Source organism: Prescottella defluvii (assembly GCF_000738775.1).
Taxonomy (GTDB): domain Bacteria; phylum Actinomycetota; class Actinomycetes; order Mycobacteriales; family Mycobacteriaceae; genus Prescottella; species Prescottella defluvii.
In genome coordinates, this window is the sequence record NZ_JPOC01000077.1 from 1 (window position 1) to 13,976 (window position 13,976).

16 protein-coding genes and 1 other RNA gene are annotated in these 13,976 nt (G+C 70.5%); 9 read left to right on the forward strand and 8 right to left on the reverse strand.

Annotated elements, in window-relative coordinates; genetic code table 11:
- Window positions 1–238 precede the first annotated feature (238 nt).
- Together IJ15_RS0122720 and IJ15_RS0122725 are read left to right on the forward strand one after the other, a co-directional pair.
- Window positions 239–655 (forward strand): hypothetical protein, encoded by a 417-nt coding sequence (locus tag IJ15_RS0122720; protein WP_031940628.1) that lies wholly within the window; start codon window positions 239–241, stop codon window positions 653–655.
- A gap of 147 nt (window positions 656–802) precedes the next feature.
- Window positions 803–1,102 (forward strand): putative quinol monooxygenase, encoded by a 300-nt coding sequence (locus IJ15_RS0122725; protein ID WP_031940629.1) that lies wholly within the window; start codon window positions 803–805, stop codon window positions 1,100–1,102.
- A 105-nt stretch (window positions 1,103–1,207) separates the two neighbouring features.
- Here IJ15_RS0122725 and IJ15_RS0122730 read toward each other — a convergent pair whose 3' ends face one another.
- Genes IJ15_RS0122730 through IJ15_RS0122740 form a run of 3 tightly spaced genes read right to left on the reverse strand, consistent with a single transcriptional unit; the run spans window position 1,208 to window position 3,322 of the window.
- Window positions 1,208–2,155, reverse strand: coding sequence for an SURF1 family cytochrome oxidase biogenesis protein (locus IJ15_RS0122730; protein ID WP_031940630.1), 948 nt, complete (start codon window positions 2,153–2,155; stop codon window positions 1,208–1,210).
- Between the two features lie 28 nt (window positions 2,156–2,183).
- Complete coding sequence (locus IJ15_RS0122735) at window positions 2,184–2,639, reverse strand: low molecular weight protein-tyrosine-phosphatase (protein WP_031940631.1); 456 nt, start codon at window positions 2,637–2,639, stop codon at window positions 2,184–2,186.
- Window positions 2,640–2,644: 5 nt separating this feature from the next.
- Entirely contained in the window at window positions 2,645–3,322 is a 678-nt protein-coding gene (locus tag IJ15_RS0122740) for an HAD hydrolase-like protein (protein ID WP_031940632.1), read from the reverse strand.
- Window positions 3,323–3,385: 63 nt separating this feature from the next.
- Here IJ15_RS0122740 and cobC point away from each other — a divergent pair, with 63 nt between their 5' ends.
- The 4 genes from cobC to IJ15_RS0122760 all read left to right on the forward strand — a co-directional run bounded on the left by cobC (window position 3,386) and on the right by IJ15_RS0122760 (window position 7,590).
- Window positions 3,386–4,441, forward strand: coding sequence for an Rv2231c family pyridoxal phosphate-dependent protein CobC (cobC, locus tag IJ15_RS0122745; RefSeq protein WP_031940633.1), 1,056 nt, complete (start codon window positions 3,386–3,388; stop codon window positions 4,439–4,441).
- Window positions 4,438–5,571 (forward strand): Nif3-like dinuclear metal center hexameric protein, encoded by a 1,134-nt coding sequence (locus IJ15_RS0122750; RefSeq protein ID WP_031940634.1) that lies wholly within the window; start codon window positions 4,438–4,440, stop codon window positions 5,569–5,571. The genes cobC and IJ15_RS0122750 overlap by 4 nt, the downstream gene beginning before the upstream one ends.
- A 154-nt stretch (window positions 5,572–5,725) precedes the next feature.
- Window positions 5,726–6,463 (forward strand): zinc ribbon domain-containing protein, encoded by a 738-nt coding sequence (locus IJ15_RS0122755; RefSeq protein ID WP_031940635.1) that lies wholly within the window; start codon window positions 5,726–5,728, stop codon window positions 6,461–6,463.
- The gene (locus IJ15_RS0122760; protein ID WP_031940636.1) at window positions 6,460–7,590 is read left to right on the forward strand and encodes a bifunctional RNase H/acid phosphatase; all 1,131 of its coding nucleotides are present in this window, start codon (window positions 6,460–6,462) and stop codon (window positions 7,588–7,590) included. The genes IJ15_RS0122755 and IJ15_RS0122760 overlap by 4 nt, the downstream gene beginning before the upstream one ends.
- On the opposite strand, the gene IJ15_RS0122765 is transcribed toward IJ15_RS0122760, so the two are convergent.
- A complete protein-coding gene (locus IJ15_RS0122765; RefSeq protein WP_031940637.1) occupies window positions 7,568–8,032 on the reverse strand; it encodes a DUF4383 domain-containing protein in 465 nt (154 codons plus the stop codon). The two genes, IJ15_RS0122760 and IJ15_RS0122765, sit on opposite strands and share 23 nt — an antisense overlap.
- 324 nt (window positions 8,033–8,356) lie before the next feature.
- Between IJ15_RS0122765 and IJ15_RS0122775 the strand changes: the two genes are divergently transcribed.
- Window positions 8,357–9,742 (forward strand): dicarboxylate/amino acid:cation symporter, encoded by a 1,386-nt coding sequence (locus IJ15_RS0122775; protein WP_031940638.1) that lies wholly within the window; start codon window positions 8,357–8,359, stop codon window positions 9,740–9,742.
- Between the two features lie 46 nt (window positions 9,743–9,788).
- Here the strand turns inward: IJ15_RS0122775 and IJ15_RS0122780 are convergent, their stop codons facing one another.
- Complete coding sequence (locus IJ15_RS0122780) at window positions 9,789–10,316, reverse strand: DUF1697 domain-containing protein (protein WP_031940639.1); 528 nt, start codon at window positions 10,314–10,316, stop codon at window positions 9,789–9,791.
- A 76-nt stretch (window positions 10,317–10,392) separates the two neighbouring features.
- Between IJ15_RS0122780 and rnpB the strand changes: the two genes are divergently transcribed.
- Window positions 10,393–10,831: RNase P RNA component class A (gene rnpB, locus IJ15_RS25360), an RNA gene on the forward strand.
- 347 nt (window positions 10,832–11,178) lie between these two features.
- Window positions 11,179–11,364 carry a hypothetical protein gene (locus IJ15_RS0122790; protein WP_031940640.1) on the forward strand — a complete coding sequence of 62 codons (186 nt, stop codon included), beginning with the start codon at window positions 11,179–11,181 and terminating at the stop codon, window positions 11,362–11,364.
- Between the two features lie 15 nt (window positions 11,365–11,379).
- Here the strand turns inward: IJ15_RS0122790 and IJ15_RS0122795 are convergent, their stop codons facing one another.
- From IJ15_RS0122795 to IJ15_RS0122805, 3 genes are read right to left on the reverse strand one after another with little or no spacing between them, the layout of a single operon-like run.
- Window positions 11,380–12,279: a CHAD domain-containing protein gene (locus tag IJ15_RS0122795; RefSeq protein WP_031940641.1), complete on the reverse strand. Its 900-nt coding sequence runs from the start codon at window positions 12,277–12,279 to the stop codon at window positions 11,380–11,382.
- A gap of 44 nt (window positions 12,280–12,323) precedes the next feature.
- The gene (pip, locus tag IJ15_RS0122800) at window positions 12,324–13,280 is read right to left on the reverse strand and encodes a prolyl aminopeptidase (RefSeq protein ID WP_031940642.1); all 957 of its coding nucleotides are present in this window, start codon (window positions 13,278–13,280) and stop codon (window positions 12,324–12,326) included.
- A 5-nt stretch (window positions 13,281–13,285) separates the two neighbouring features.
- Window positions 13,286–13,750, reverse strand: coding sequence for a hypothetical protein (locus IJ15_RS0122805; RefSeq protein WP_031940643.1), 465 nt, complete (start codon window positions 13,748–13,750; stop codon window positions 13,286–13,288).
- Window positions 13,751–13,976: the final 226 nt, after the last annotated feature.

Here is a 13,976-nt window from a genome sequence, read left to right on the forward strand (position 1 = left end):
CAACGTGCCCGGGCATCACACCTAGTGCGTATGTGGCCGCGGCGGATCCCTGAAACTGACAGTGTTCGGATTGGGCGCTGTTCGGAAAACGACCGTATATGAAACATGGTCACGCGCGGGCGCGTCGCGAAGATCGGTGTGCCCGGGCCACTCGTCGAGGACGTAGGCTGACAGCATCCTTGGGCCGGCGCCGGTGTTCGTGACCAGGAGTGGGCCACCAGGGTAGGGAGGTCCGTCGATGAGTCAACGCCAGCGTCTGCGCCGAGCCTCCGTCGTCGCCGGAGCTGGTGCAGCGCTGCTTCTCGCGGCGCAGCCGGCCACCGCCGCGCCGACCGACACTGTTCTCCCCATTCCCGTCGCCGGGATCAGTGTCGGCGTGACCGGACTCCCGAGCTCGGGGTATTTCTATCTGACCGCCACGACCGACCCCGACACTCCGGGAGTGACCCGTTTGGGGCCGTACACCGGTGTCCACGTCCACTGGCGGAACATCTCCACCGGTGCGGCTGGCGTCGTGTACCTCGACAATCGTTACGGCACATCGGTTGTGACCGGTTCCGGGACGGTGGTCGCCTCGATCACAATTCCCCCCGAAGGGCCCGGATACCGGATACTCGCCGCCACGTCAGGCGCCGGCGCCTGGACGGTCCCCTGACCGGCTCGGACGGCGTACCCGGACCGGATCGAGCGACCGGTCCGCACCCCGGGGCGCGCAGCAGCCACAGGGGCGCGGCCGGCACCCGGAACGTAACGAACATTCGTCCAGAAGTCGGGCATCCTGTGACAACGAAGGGGGAACAGAATGATCATTGTCGCCGGCCATCTGAGGGTTCGACCGGGGGACCGCGAGTCCTACCTGGGCGCGTGCCGGCAGGTGGTGGCCGATGCGCGCGCCGCGGACGGATGCCTCGACTTCGCGCTCGGACCCGATCTGCTCGAACCCGACCGGATCAACATCCTCGAACGGTGGCGGGACCGCGACGCCCTCGAGGCTTTCCGCGGTGACGGATCCGGTGAGGATCTCGGTGCCCGGATCGTCGAGGCGCAGGTGGGCGAGTTCGACTGTGACACCGGCGGCGGGGACACCGGCGGAAGGAACTGACGTCGCCATCACCGGAATACTCGGGGCCGGGTGGCGTTGTGAGATGAAGAAGCCGCCGATACCCGCGAGGGGCCGGCGGCTTCGTCGTGTCGGCTCGGTGGCCGGTCAGTGGCGCTTGCCGTAGCGGTCGGCCATCTTGGCCTCACTCGCCGACAGTGGCGCGCTGGGGGTCGTGTTCTTCTTGCGTAGTCCGCGACGGCGGGTCGGCAGCGCGAACTCGTCGACGGTCGGTTCGAGCGCAGCGGTCGGCGCCGCAGACGCCACCGGGGTCGGTTCGTCGGCCGGTTCCGGCGTCGGCGGTGCGGCCGCGGTCGCCTTGGACTTGCGTCGCTCACGGAGTTCGGCGCGGACGAAATAGGCCAGGCCCAGCGGCGCCATGATGCCGAACGCGAGCCACTGCAGCCCGTAGGACAGGTACGGTCCGGCGTCGAGCATCGGCAGCGGGATGGTGCCGAGCCCGCCCGGCTGGGCGTCGTCGAGTTGCAGGTAGCCGTTGACCAGGTCGGTGCCGATGAACTGCCCGATCTGACCCGAGTCGATGTAGTACACCTGCTTGGTGCCGGCCTCGTTGATCGGCTCCTTGCCGGGGACCGTGCCCTCCGACATCCGGACGCGGCCCTCGACGGACACCTCGCCCGTGGGCGGTGCCGGGATCGGCGGCGCCTCGGTGCCGAGCACCGGGCGCACGTAGCCGCGGTTGACGAGCAGCGTCTGGCCGTCGGTGAGACGCATCGGGGTGAGCACCTCGTACGCGGGCGCGTCCTCCACCGAGCGGAGTCGGACCAGGAGGTCGCTGTCGGGAACGTAGGTGCCCGTCGCGACGACCCTGCGCCACTCGTCGGCCGGTGCAGGCCCGGTGCCGCCGAGCATGGTGTCGATCGGGACTGCGTCGGCGTTGATGGACTGCTCGAGCAGCCCGTTGCGTTCCTCGGTCCGGGTGTTCTTGCCGAGCTGCCACGGCGCCAGCACGGCGAAGCACATGTACGCGAAGCCGACGACGACAGCCGCCAGCACCAGCCAGCCGGGTCGCAACAGAAATTTGAGCCTGCCCACGGCCTCTACGGTACTGGCTCGGTGCAGGTCACCTCTCCCGCACCCAGGCGAGCAACCCGGGGACCGCCGCCTCGATCTGGTCCCGGACGAGTTCGAAACCGTCCAGGTCGCCGTAGTACGGATCTGGCACCGAATCGCCGTCCGCATCAGGGTCGAAGCTGCGCAGCAGTCGGCGGCGCTCGGTGGGCACCCCGAGACGGGCGAGGGTCCGCTCGTGCCCGCGGTCGAGCGCGACCACCAGGTCGGCGGTCAGATGCTCGTCCCCGACCTGCTCGGCCCGGTGCCCCGTCGGATAGCCGGCGGCCTCGAGAATCTCGTCGGTGCGCGGATCGGCGCCGTCGCCGACGTGATAGCCGTGGGTGCCCGCGCTGCTCACCCGGACCCGATCGCCCAGCCCGGCGCGCTGCACGTGCTCGGCGAAGATCTGTTCCGCCATGGGGGACCGGCAGATGTTGCCGGTGCACACGAAGGTGACGTGAATCATGATCGTCACCCGGCCCGGGTGAGGATCCGTGCGAGCTGCGGGACGGTCGACGCCGTCCAGTGCGCGGCCGCCGCCTCGTCCGCGGTGCCGTAGCCCCATTCGACGAACACCGTCGGAATTCCCCAGTGTCCCGCGCCGTGCACGTCGTGCTCCCGGTCACCGATCATGACGACGTCGGAGGTGCCACCGACGGTCGCCGGCAGACCCAGCCCGCCGAGGACGTACTCGACGACGTCGGCCTTCGCACGACGGGACCCGTCGCTGCTGGCACCGCCGATCACCTCGAAGTAGCCGTCGAGGCAGAAGTGCTCGAGGATGCGGATCGCGAACTTCTCGGTCTTCGACGTCGCGACCGCGAGGCGGGCGCCGGTGTCCCGGGCCGCCGACAGCATCGGCTCGATGCCGTCGTACACCTCGTTCTCCGACCAGCCGACGGCGTCGTACCGCTCGAAGTACGCGGCCAGCGCCGCCGCGGTGGTGTCGGTGTCCAGTCCCATCCCGCGCATCGAGTCCATCAGCGGCGGGCCGATCACCGTCGACAGCATCTCCGGGGTGGGCTCGGGGCGGCCGACCGCCGACAGGGCGTGCCGGAAGCCGTTGTGGATGCCGAGAGCGGAGTCGGTGAGGGTGCCGTCGAGGTCGAACAGCAGGACGGGGGCGAGGGGCGAAGCGGAGGATGTCACCCGTTCATTGTGCTCAGACGCCCGCGGCGGCGCCGTCCGGCTCGCGCCGTAGGCTCGACGGCTATGGAATTCGGTTCGGGATCGGCGGGGTCGTCGGTGGATACCCTGGCGCGGCTACGGCACCACGGCGACGCCGAGACCGGACCCGGACTGCTCGACTTCGCCGTCAACGTGCAGGGAGACGGGCCGCCGGAGTGGTTGCGCCGCAGGCTCGCCGCCGCGCTGGCCGGGCTGGGCAGCTACCCGGCCGCCGACGCCGACCGGCGTGCCCGCGAGCAGGTGGCGTCCCGGCACTGCCGGACGCCGGAGGAGGTACTGCCGCTCGCGGGCGGCGCCGAGGGGTTCGCGATGCTGCCGCGGCTGGGGGTACGCGAGGCCGCGTTGATCCATCCGTCGTTCACCGAGCCCGAGCTGGCGCTGCGCGAGGCGGGCGTCCCGGTGACGCACGTGATGCTGGAGGCGCCGTACCGCCTCGATCCCACCGCGGTGCCGGACTCGGCCGACCTGGTGGTGCTCGGCAATCCCACCAACCCGACGTCGGTGCTGCACCCGGCCGACGCCGTGCTGGCGCTGCGCCGGCCCGGGCGGATCCTCGTCGTCGACGAGGCGTTCATGGATGCGGTGCCGGGGGAGACCGAGTCGGTGGCCGGCCGGTCGCTGCCCGACGTCCTGGTGTTGCGCAGCCTGACGAAGACGTGGGCGCTGGCCGGGCTGCGTTGCGGGTACGCGCTCGGGCACCCCGACGTGCTGGCGCGGCTGCAGCACGGGCGCGCGCACTGGCCGGTGGGCAGCCTGCAGCTCGAGGCGATCACCGCGTGCAGCGAACCCGCGGCCGTCGCGGAGGCCGGTGAGAAGGCGGCCACGATCGCCGCGGACCGCGTCGCCATGGCCGATCTGCTGCGCGCCGCCGGTGTCGACGTGCACGAGCCGGCGACGGCGCCGTTCCTGTTGCTGCGGCTCCCCGACGGCGAGAGGATGCGGACCGGTCTGCGCGCGCGGGGGATCGCGGTCCGCCGCTGCGACACCTTCCCGGGCCTGGGTCCGGACTTCCTGCGCGTCGCGGTGCGGCCGCGCGCGCAGGCCGAACAACTGATCGCGACGATGAGGGAGTTCCTGTGAGCACACCGACCCTGGCCGACGTGATCGCGGCCCTCGAGGCCGCCTATCCGCCCGCGCTCGCCGAGTCGTGGGACTCGGTCGGGCTGGTGGCCGGTGACCCGGCCGAGGAGGTGCGCCGGGTCGTGGTCGCCGTCGACGCGACCGCCGCGGTCGTCGACGAGGCGCTCGCGACCGGCGCGCAGCTGCTGCTGGTGCATCATCCGCTGCTGCTCCGCGGCGTCGACACCGTCGGCGCGCACACCCCGAAGGGGGCGCTGCTGCACCGGCTGATCCGCGGCGGCTGCGCGCTGTACAGCGCGCACACCAACGCCGACCGAGCAGATCCGGGCGTCTCGGACGCCCTCGCCGGGGCTCTGGGGCTGATCGACACCCGCCCGCTGATCCCGATCCCGGACACCGTCACCGACAAGTGGGTGGTGATGGTCCCGGCCACCGACACCGCCCGACTGCGGGCGGCCCTGTTCGAGGCCGGCGCCGGCGAGCTCGGCGACTACCGCGAATGCAGCTGGACAGTGACCGGCGCGGGACAGTTCCGTCCGCTCGCCGGCGCGAACCCGGCCCTCGGCACCGTCGGCGAGATCGAGTCCGTCGCCGAGGACCGGGTCGAGGTGATCGCGCCGCGCGCGGCCCGCTCGCGAGTGCTGCGCGCCCTGCGGGCGGCGCACCCGTACGAGGAGCCCGCGTTCGACGTGTTCGAGCCCGTCGACTTCCCCGGCAGCCGCGGCCTCGGCCGGATCGGGGAGCTGCCCCGGCCGCAGACGCTGCGCGAGTTCACCGAACAGGTCGCGGCGGCGCTGCCGCGCACCGAGTGGGGTGTGCGCGCCGCCGGAGACCCGGACCGGATCGTGCGCACCGTCGCGGTGTGCGGCGGCTCGGGCGATTCGCTGCTCGACACCGTCACCGCCCTCGGCGTCGACGCCTACGTCACCGCCGACCTGCGCCACCATCCCGCCGACGAGCATCTCCGCAAGGGCGGCCCGGCGCTCGTGGACGTGGCGCACTGGGCCAGCGAACAGCCGTGGTGCGCGCAGGCGAAGGGCGTGCTCGACGAGCGGTTCGCGGGCGTCGACGGTTGGGACGTGCGGGTGACGGAACTGCGCACCGACCCGTGGACCGTCGCCTGCCACTGACCGGCGTCGGGGACGCGGCGGCTGATGTGGTCGGCGCGCCGCACCGTCGGGGTACGGTTGACACCTGATCTCGGCCGGTGCGAGTTCGTCGACCACGACGAACGACCAGCGGTCCGACCCCCGAATGTCAAGAACACAGCAGGAGCTTCCACGCGTGAACGTCGATCCCTCAGTGCAGTCCAAGCTTCTCCAGCTCGCGGGTGTGGACACCGAGCTGGCACGGCTCGCGCACCGTCGCTCGACACTGCCCGAGCAGCAGGAAGTGGAGCGGCTCGAAGCCGAGCGCCTCTCCCGTAAGGATGCGGCCGTGTCCGTGGAGATCGTCCTCGACGACCTCGACCGGGACATCAAGAAGCTCGAAGGCGAGGTGGACGCGGTCCGCCAGCGCGGGGCCCGGGACCGGAAGCTGCTCGAGGGCGGCACCGTCGGCGCGAAGCAGCTGTCGGAGTTGCAGCACGAGCTGGGCAGTCTGGAGCGTCGGCAGAGTGTCCTCGAGGACGAACTGCTCGAGGTCATGGAGCGTCGGGAGGCGTCGCAGGCCGACCACGACCATGCCGGTGCCCGCCTGACGCAGGTCGAGGACGAGCTGATCGACGCCGAGCGGCGCCGCGACGACGCCGTCGCGGACCTGGACACGACGCAGCGGCGGTGCGACACCGACCGTGCCGCCCTGGTCGGACAGTTCCCCGAGGACCTGCTCGCGATCTACGAGAAGCAGCGTGAGCAGCGCGGCGTCGGTGCGGCCCTGCTGCAGGCCCGCCGGTGCGGCGCGTGCCGGATCGAGATCGACCGTGGCGAGATCGCCCGGATCGCCGCCACCGCCGCGGATGTCGTCGTCCGCTGCCCGGAATGCGGCGCAATCATGGTGCGCACCAAGGAGTCCGGTCTGTGACTCACGGCCGGGTCGTCGTCGAGGCCGACGGCGGATCGCGGGGTAACCCGGGCCCGGCCGGGTACGGCGCGGTGGTGTTCGACGCCGACCGGAACCGGGTGCTCGCCGAGCGCCGCGAGTTCGTCGGCGTCGCCACCAACAACGTCGCCGAGTACCGCGGCCTGATCGCGGGCCTGACCGCGGCCCGCGACCTCGACGCTCGCGAGGTGGACGTCCGGATGGACTCCAAGCTCGTCGTCGAACAGATGTCCGGGCGCTGGAAGATCAAGCACCCGGACATGATTCCGCTCGCCGAGCAGGCACGGACGTTGGCGGAATCGTTTGCGCGGGTCACCTACACGTGGATCCCGCGGGCCGAGAACTCCCACGCCGACCGCCTCGCGAACGAGGCGATGGACGGCGAGGCCGCGATGACCAGCGGTGTCGTCGCCGAGGTCCCCGAAGTGTCCGAGGTGTCCGAGGAGTCCGTGGCGGAGCCGGCCGAGGCGACCGCCCCGGGCTGGACCGGCGCGGTCGGCGCCCCCACCCGGATGCTGCTGCTGCGGCACGGGCAGACCGAACTGTCCGTCGAACGGCGGTACTCGGGCCGCGGCAATCCGGAACTCACGGCGTTCGGGCGAGCACAGGCACGCTCCGCGGCGGAGCGGATTGCAACGCGCGGTGCGATCGCCGCCGTCGTGTCGTCGCCGCTGGGGCGGGCGCGGGAGACCGCGGACGCGGCGGCCCGCGCGCTGGGACTCCCGGTCACGGTGCACGAGGGCCTCACCGAGACGGACTTCGGCAAGTGGGAGGGCCTGACCTTCGGCGAGGCCACCGAACGGGACCCCGACCTGCACCGCCGGTGGTTGTCGGACACGTCGGTGCGGCCGCCGGAAGGCGAGAGCTTCGACGAGGTCCGGGCCCGGATCGAGCGCGTGCGCGACGACCTCACCGCGTCGTACGCGGGCGCGAACATCCTGGTGGTCACGCACGTCACCCCGATCAAGACGCTGCTGCAACTGGCGCTCGACGTCGGTCCGTCGCTGCTGTACCGCCTGCACCTGGATCTGGCGTCGCTCAGCATCGCCGAGTTCTACCCGGACGGTGGCTCGTCGGTGCGGCTGGTCAACGATACGTCGCACCTGTAGGGCCGTCGTCGTGCCGCGGCAGCGCGACACCCAGGAACACCAGTGCCACGCCGGCGAGTAGGTGCAGCCAGTTCCCGGCGGTGTCGATCGGCATGAAGTTCGACGCCGTCTCGGCGTCGATGACCAGCCCGTACACCGCGAGCATCGCCGACAGGAAGCCCGCGCCGATGAGGAACATCTCGGCGGCGGCGAGGGTGCGGGACATGGCCAGGCCGACGACGCCGGTCACGATGTGCGCCAGGTTGTGCAGGATCGACACCTCGACGGTGCCGAGCAGTCGCGCATCGGTCCCGGGACCCGCCCAGCCGATGTCGTCGACGTCGACGGTGACGCCGGGCACGAACCCGAGGACGCCGATCGACAGGATGATCACGGCGACGACGGTCGTCGCCAGTTGAGTGGTGGTCCGGGCCAAACCCTCGGACTCGCCGGACTCGTCCATGACAATCGCCTCCCCGTCGGCCGCGATCGTCCCCGGCCGGTGTCGTCGATCGTGGCCCCCATTGTCCGCCGATTCCGTCGCCGGTGCCGCCCGATTGGAGTCGACGCCCGATATGGGCGTACCCTTCGTCGTTGTGAACGCCCTGCTGACCTGTCGCCGCTACGTCGACAACTGTCTGCAGGCGAGCGCGGTCTGTCACGCCTGACATCCCGGTAGACATCTCGAGTCCCGGGACGACTCGTTCCCCGAGTCCTCCGTGCGTCCCCTTCGGTCGCGCGCGTCGTCGTGCGCCGCCGTCTCCACATCTCCACCCGAAAGGCCCTCATGTCGGCCCCCACCCTCGACGCGCCCCGTCGCGCCCTGCCCAAGTGGGCAACCTCGTTCGGCCCGCAGATCGTCGCCGGTCTGATCCTCGGTGTCGTCATCGGACTGATCGCCCGTGCGATGCCCGACGCCGCTGACGGCAACGAGAACTGGCTAGTCGGCACCGTCAAGACCCTCGGTTCCAGCTACGTCGCCCTCCTCACCGTCGCGGTGATCCCGCTGATCTTCACCGCGATCGTCAGCTCCATCGCGAATCTGCGGAACGTCGCGAATGCCGCTCGCCTCGCGGTGCAGACCCTGCTGTGGTTCGCGATCACCGCGTTCATCGCGGTGCTCGTCGGCATCGCCGTGGGTCTGCTCATGCAGCCCGGCTCCAACACCACCGTGGACGCGACCGCGGCGTCCGAGCCCAAGAGTTCCGGATCGTGGTGGGCGTTCCTCACCGGCCTCGTGCCGCAGAACTTCCTCGGCCTCGGTGCCCGGACGACCGTCACCGGTGACGCCGCCTCCGGCTTCGCGGCGACCACGTCGCTCAGCTTCAACGTGCTGCAGCTGCTCGTCGTCGCGATCGCGATCGGCATCGCCGCCCTCAAGGTGGGCGAGAAGGCCGAGCCGTTCCTGAACTTCAACGCCGCGCTGCTCGCGATCGTGCAGAAGGTGCTGTGGTGGATCATCCGCCTCGCCCCGATCGGCACCGCGGCCCTGATCGCCAAGGCCGTCGCCACCTACGGCTGGGACGCGATCGGTCAGCTGGGCGTGTTCACCATCGCCGTCTACATCGGTCTGGCGATCGTGTTCTTCGTCGTGTACCCGATCATCATCCGCGTGCACGGGCTGTCGGTGAAGAACTTCTTCTCCGGCGTGTGGCCGGCTACCCAGCTCGGGTTCGTCTCCCGCTCGTCGATCGGCACGCTGCCGCTCACCGAGCGGGTCACCGAACGCAACCTGGGTGTGCCGCGGGAGTACGCGTCGTTCGCGGTGCCGCTGGGTGCGACCACCAAGATGGACGGCTGCGCGGCGGTGTACCCGGCGATCGCGGCGATCTTCGTCGCCCAGTTCTACGGCATCGACCTCAGCGTCACCGACTACCTGCTCATCGTCGTCGTCTCCGTGATCGGTTCCGCGGCCACCGCCGGTACCACCGGCGCCACCGTGATGCTCACGCTCACCCTGTCGACGCTGGGTCTCCCGCTGGCCGGTGTCGGCCTGCTCCTGGCCGTCGAGCCGATCGTGGACATGGGGCGCACCGCCCTCAACGTCACCGGCCAGGCGCTGGTCCCGACGATCGTGGCCAAGCGCGAGAAGATCCTCGACGAGGCGCTGTACAACGCGCCGCGCCAGGGTGATCCCTTCGCGGACGAGTCCCTGGAGCCGGCTCGGAGCTGACCTGTCGCAGTGACCGCGGTGACCCCGGCGTCCGGGGCCACCGCGGTCACTTCAGCAGCTTCACCAGGGTCCGCAGATTGCGAGTGGTGGTGACCGCCTTGAGTTTCGGCTTACCGGTGATCTTTCCGACGCTGCTCTTGAGCGTCATCCCACGCTCGACCTCCCAGTAGAGGACGCCGTCACCGCCCTGGATCCGCTCCACCGCCGGATCGAGATCGCTGTGATCGGCGAGCAGACCCGTGAGTACCCGTGGATCGGCGGTAAACATCACGTACGGGTGCCACCCCTCCCGCTCCGGGTCGAACGGGTAGGACTCCACGATCCGGGCCAACCTCTCGATGCTCAGCACGAACACCCATGCCTCGTAGCCGAACACGGCACGCAACGCCGCCTCGATGTCCGACTTCAGCGCCGCGATGTCCGTCGAGTCGCTGGAGAACAGCACGTTGCCGGACGCCAGCACGGTCCGGACGTCGTCGAAACCCAAGTCAGTGAAGACCCGGCCCAGATCCGCCATCTTGATGTTGATGCCGCCGACGTTGATGCCTCGCAGCAGTGACACGTATCGGGTCATGCCCGGACCCTAATCCTGCGCTCCGACACCGCCGGTTCGGACACGGCGCGGCGACCCAGTAGGCTTACCGTGCGGACGAGTTGGCCGGGCGGCCGCGGCGACGGGAACCGACATCCTCGAGGTGTCAGGCCCGGTGCCGAGGAAAGTCCGGACTCCACAGAGCAGGGCGGTTGCTAACGGCAACCCGAGGTGACTCGCGGGACAGTGCCACAGAAAACAGACCGCCGACTGCCGTGTCCTCGTGACACGGCGATCGGTGAGGGTGAAAAGGTGCGGTAAGAGCGCACCAGCGCCCCAGGTGACTGGGGCGGCTAGGTAAACCCCGCCCGGAGCAAGGTTGAAGGCCGCACCGGTGTCCTCCGGGACATGGTGCGGCTGCGCAGGTGTTCGAGGGCTGCTCGCCCGAGCCTGCGGGTGAACCGCTCGAGGTACCCGGCAACGGTGTGCCCAGATGGATGGTCGCCACCCGGCGCTCGCGTCGGGGACAGGATCCGGCTTACACGCCAACTCGTCCGCCTCGAAGCACAGACGAGAAAGGCCCCCGGCACAGCCGGGGGCCTTTCTCGTCGTCTGGGAAGACTACGCCTGGATGCCGCTGAGGGGGTTGATCATCAGCAGCTTGGCCCAGTACTCCGCGCCGGTCTGGCCGAGGACGGGGAGGAGCGTATCGAACAGGATGTAGGACATGCGGGGCTCCGATCTATGACGCAGCGCGTCGGGGGGTCGGTGACGCGATGCGTCGACGAGAAGAGAATGCGCGGTACGCGCAGAGATTAGCAGCCTGAGCGACGTTGTCACAGACCTACGTCCCGTCGGTCGCGTTGTCGTGGTGACGGCGCGATATACGGGGCACACTGAGAGCATGAGCGACGACGACCAGCAGTGGTATTTCAGCCCGTCCGACGGTTCGGTGACTCAGGGCAAGGCGACCAACGTCTTCGACCGGATGGGGCCGTATCCCGACCGCGAGAGCGCCGAACGCGCGCTCGAGATCGCCGCCGAACGCACCAAGAGGGCCGACGACGCCGACGACGAGTGGAACGACTGAACGGGCCGCCCGTCCTCAGTGCTCGAAGTCCAACTTCTTGTACGCCTTCTTGATCGCCTTGGCGGACCGGGGAAGTTCGCGCGTGGCGCGGGCCGCCCGCTCTTCCTCTGCGGCGTACAGGAGTCCGTAGGTGAAGGTGTCCTCGTCGTCGATACGCGCCTGCGCGACGGCGTCGAGGATCCACCCGCGCGCGAGGACCCCGTCCTGGTGGTCGCCGAGCATCGACTGCAGGGCCTTGGCGGCCGACCCGAGTCGCGCGGCGGACGGTTCCACGGTCGCGATCGCCTCGGCGGCGTAGCGGAGTTTCTTGGCACGCTTGCGGACCCGGTGCAGGGCGGGCCCGAGGTCGGCACCGTCGTCGCGTTGCAGGACCCGAACCTTCTTCACCGCCTTCCGTAGCTGTCGGTAGGCCGTGTCGAGGCCGCTGCGCAGCGGCAGATCCGTCGGCCCCGGATCGCGTCCGGTGGTGACCTCGTCGAGCAGGGCGCACAGCGCCGCGTACCGGGGCCGGGTGAACTCCTGGGCCGCGTCCGCGTGTGCGGCCCGGTACAGGTCCTGTTGGGTGCCGACCAGACGCTGGTGGACGGAGCCGACCACCAGATCGGCGGGCTCGGCGTCGATCAAGTCGCCGAAGCGGGCCGCGAGCACCTCCGCGTCGCGAGCCTTTCCGAGAACCGATCCGAGCCAACGCAGTTCGGAACGTGCGTCGGCTGTCGCGTCCGGGGGGAAGGCGTCCCGGTAGGTGCCCAGCAGGCTGCGCAACCGGCGGGCGGATACCCGCATCTGGTGCACGGAGTCGTCGGCATCGGCGCGGACGTCCGCCGCGAGGGACACCAACCGCTCGTAGTGGGCCCGCGCCGCGGGGACGACCACGTCGGTGACGGTACTGCCGGAGCCCTGCTTCCGTGCTGCCACGACTCAGGTCTACCAGTGCCGACCGTGCGAGTCGACCGAAACAGTCACGCGCGGAAGCGGTCCGTCGCCTCCACCAGGTGATGCGTGATGCCGGGCTCGGCGGCCGCGTGCCCCGCGTCGTCGACGATGTGGAGGTCCGACGCCGGCCACGCCCGGTGCAACTCCCACGCGCTCGTCGCGGGGCACACCACGTCGTACCGGCCCTGCACGATCACCCCGGGGATCGACGCGATGCGGTCGGCGTCGCGGAGCAACTGGGCCTCGTCGAGGAACCCGGCGTTGCGGAAGTAGTGGTTCTCGATCCGGGCGAACGCCAACGCGAACCGCGGCTCCGACGTCTCGGTGACCCGTTCCGGCTTGGGCAGCAACGAACTCGTCGCGCCCTCCCAGCGGGACCACGCGATCGCGGCGCGCAGCGCGATGTCCGGATCGTCGGCGTGCAGCAGACGGTGGTAGGCCTCCACCAGATCGCCGTCGCGCTCGGCGACCGGCACCGGCGCGAGGAACTCCTCCCAGCGTTCCGGGAACAGGTTCCCGGCCCCGCCGTTGTAGTACCAGTCGACCTCGCTGCGGCGGAGCAGGAAGATGCCGCGCAGCACCAGTTCGGTGACGCGCTGCGGGAAACGCTGGGCGTACGTCAGCGCCAGGGTCGAACCCCAGGATCCGCCGAACACCTGCCACCGCTCGACACCGAGATGCTCCCGCAACGACTCGATGTCGGCGACGAGATGGTCGGTGGTGTTCACCGCCAGGTCCGCGCCGTCGGCGACGTGCGGGGTGGAGCGGCCGCAGCCCCGCTGATCGAACAGCACGATGCGATAGGCGTCGGGATCGAAGAACCGGCGGTGCGCCGGGTCGGTGCCGCCGCCGGGACCACCGTGCAGGAACACCACCGGCTTGCCGTGCGGGTTCCCGCTCACCTCCCAGTACACGCGCTGATCGTCACCGACGGCGAGGAAACCGGTCTCGTGCGGGACGAGCTCGGGGTAGAGGCTGCGCATGTCGATCAGAAGCCGATCAACCCAGCTGCGAGCGTGGGCAGTTCGAGCGCGTACAGCGCCCCGTCCCGCACCTGCGGGCACTGGGCGGTGGTGATCGCGTCGATCCGGCCGCGATCACCGGCGAGTTCGACCAGGTTCATCCCGTTGGCGGTGGCCCACGTGACGACGACCGTGTTGAGTCCGGCCTTCCCGATGGACGGGGTGTAGGTGCGCCAGCTCTGCAGCTGCGGCTCGATGTCCGAGCACAGCTGCGCTGCCTGCTCGGCCGTCACGCCGGCGACGGCTCCGCCGGTCGTGCCCGGGTTCCCGGCGGTCGCCGGGGGCGTCGACGGCGTTGTCGGAGCGGAGGTCGCGGTGTGCGCGCTCTGTCCCGGTGTCGGCGACTCGGTGCTGCTGCACCCACCGATCAACGCGGCCAGGGCAGCGGTCGCGGCGACGGTGGCAGTGATACGTCCACGGCGTTCGAGCATGGTGCACCTGAGCTTTCTGTCGGGGCCGGCTCGCGGTGAGCCCGGAATGTCGAGTGTGCCCGACAGTCGCCTGTGCGCCCTTCCGGTGGTACCGACCACCGGAAGGGCGCACAGGCGCCGAAGGTGCCTAGAAGCTGTGTTCGTCGGCCGGGAACGTGCCGGCGCCGACCTCAGCGGCGTATGCCGCGGCCGCGTCGCGCAGGGCCGTGCCGACCTCGCCGAAGCG

Bases quoted from the DNA above. Each gene is read 5' to 3' on its own strand.
- IJ15_RS0122720 (WP_031940628.1), top strand. From the start codon at position 239: ATGAGTCAACGCCAGCGTCTGCGCCGAGCCTCCGTCGTCGCCGGAGCT.
- IJ15_RS0122725 (WP_031940629.1), top strand. From the start codon at position 803: ATGATCATTGTCGCCGGCCATCTGAGGGTTCGACCGGGGGACCGCGAG.
- IJ15_RS0122735 (WP_031940631.1), bottom strand. From the start codon at position 2,639: ATGATTCACGTCACCTTCGTGTGCACCGGCAACATCTGCCGGTCCCCC.
- cobC (WP_031940633.1), top strand. From the start codon at position 3,386: ATGGAATTCGGTTCGGGATCGGCGGGGTCGTCGGTGGATACCCTGGCG.
- IJ15_RS0122765 (WP_031940637.1), bottom strand. From the start codon at position 8,032: ATGGACGAGTCCGGCGAGTCCGAGGGTTTGGCCCGGACCACCACTCAA.
- IJ15_RS0122775 (WP_031940638.1), top strand. From the start codon at position 8,357: ATGTCGGCCCCCACCCTCGACGCGCCCCGTCGCGCCCTGCCCAAGTGG.
- IJ15_RS0122780 (WP_031940639.1), bottom strand. From the start codon at position 10,316: ATGACCCGATACGTGTCACTGCTGCGAGGCATCAACGTCGGCGGCATC.
- IJ15_RS0122790 (WP_031940640.1), top strand. From the start codon at position 11,179: ATGAGCGACGACGACCAGCAGTGGTATTTCAGCCCGTCCGACGGTTCG.
- pip (WP_031940642.1), bottom strand. From the start codon at position 13,280: ATGCGCAGCCTCTACCCCGAGCTCGTCCCGCACGAGACCGGTTTCCTC.
- IJ15_RS0122805 (WP_031940643.1), bottom strand. From the start codon at position 13,750: ATGCTCGAACGCCGTGGACGTATCACTGCCACCGTCGCCGCGACCGCT.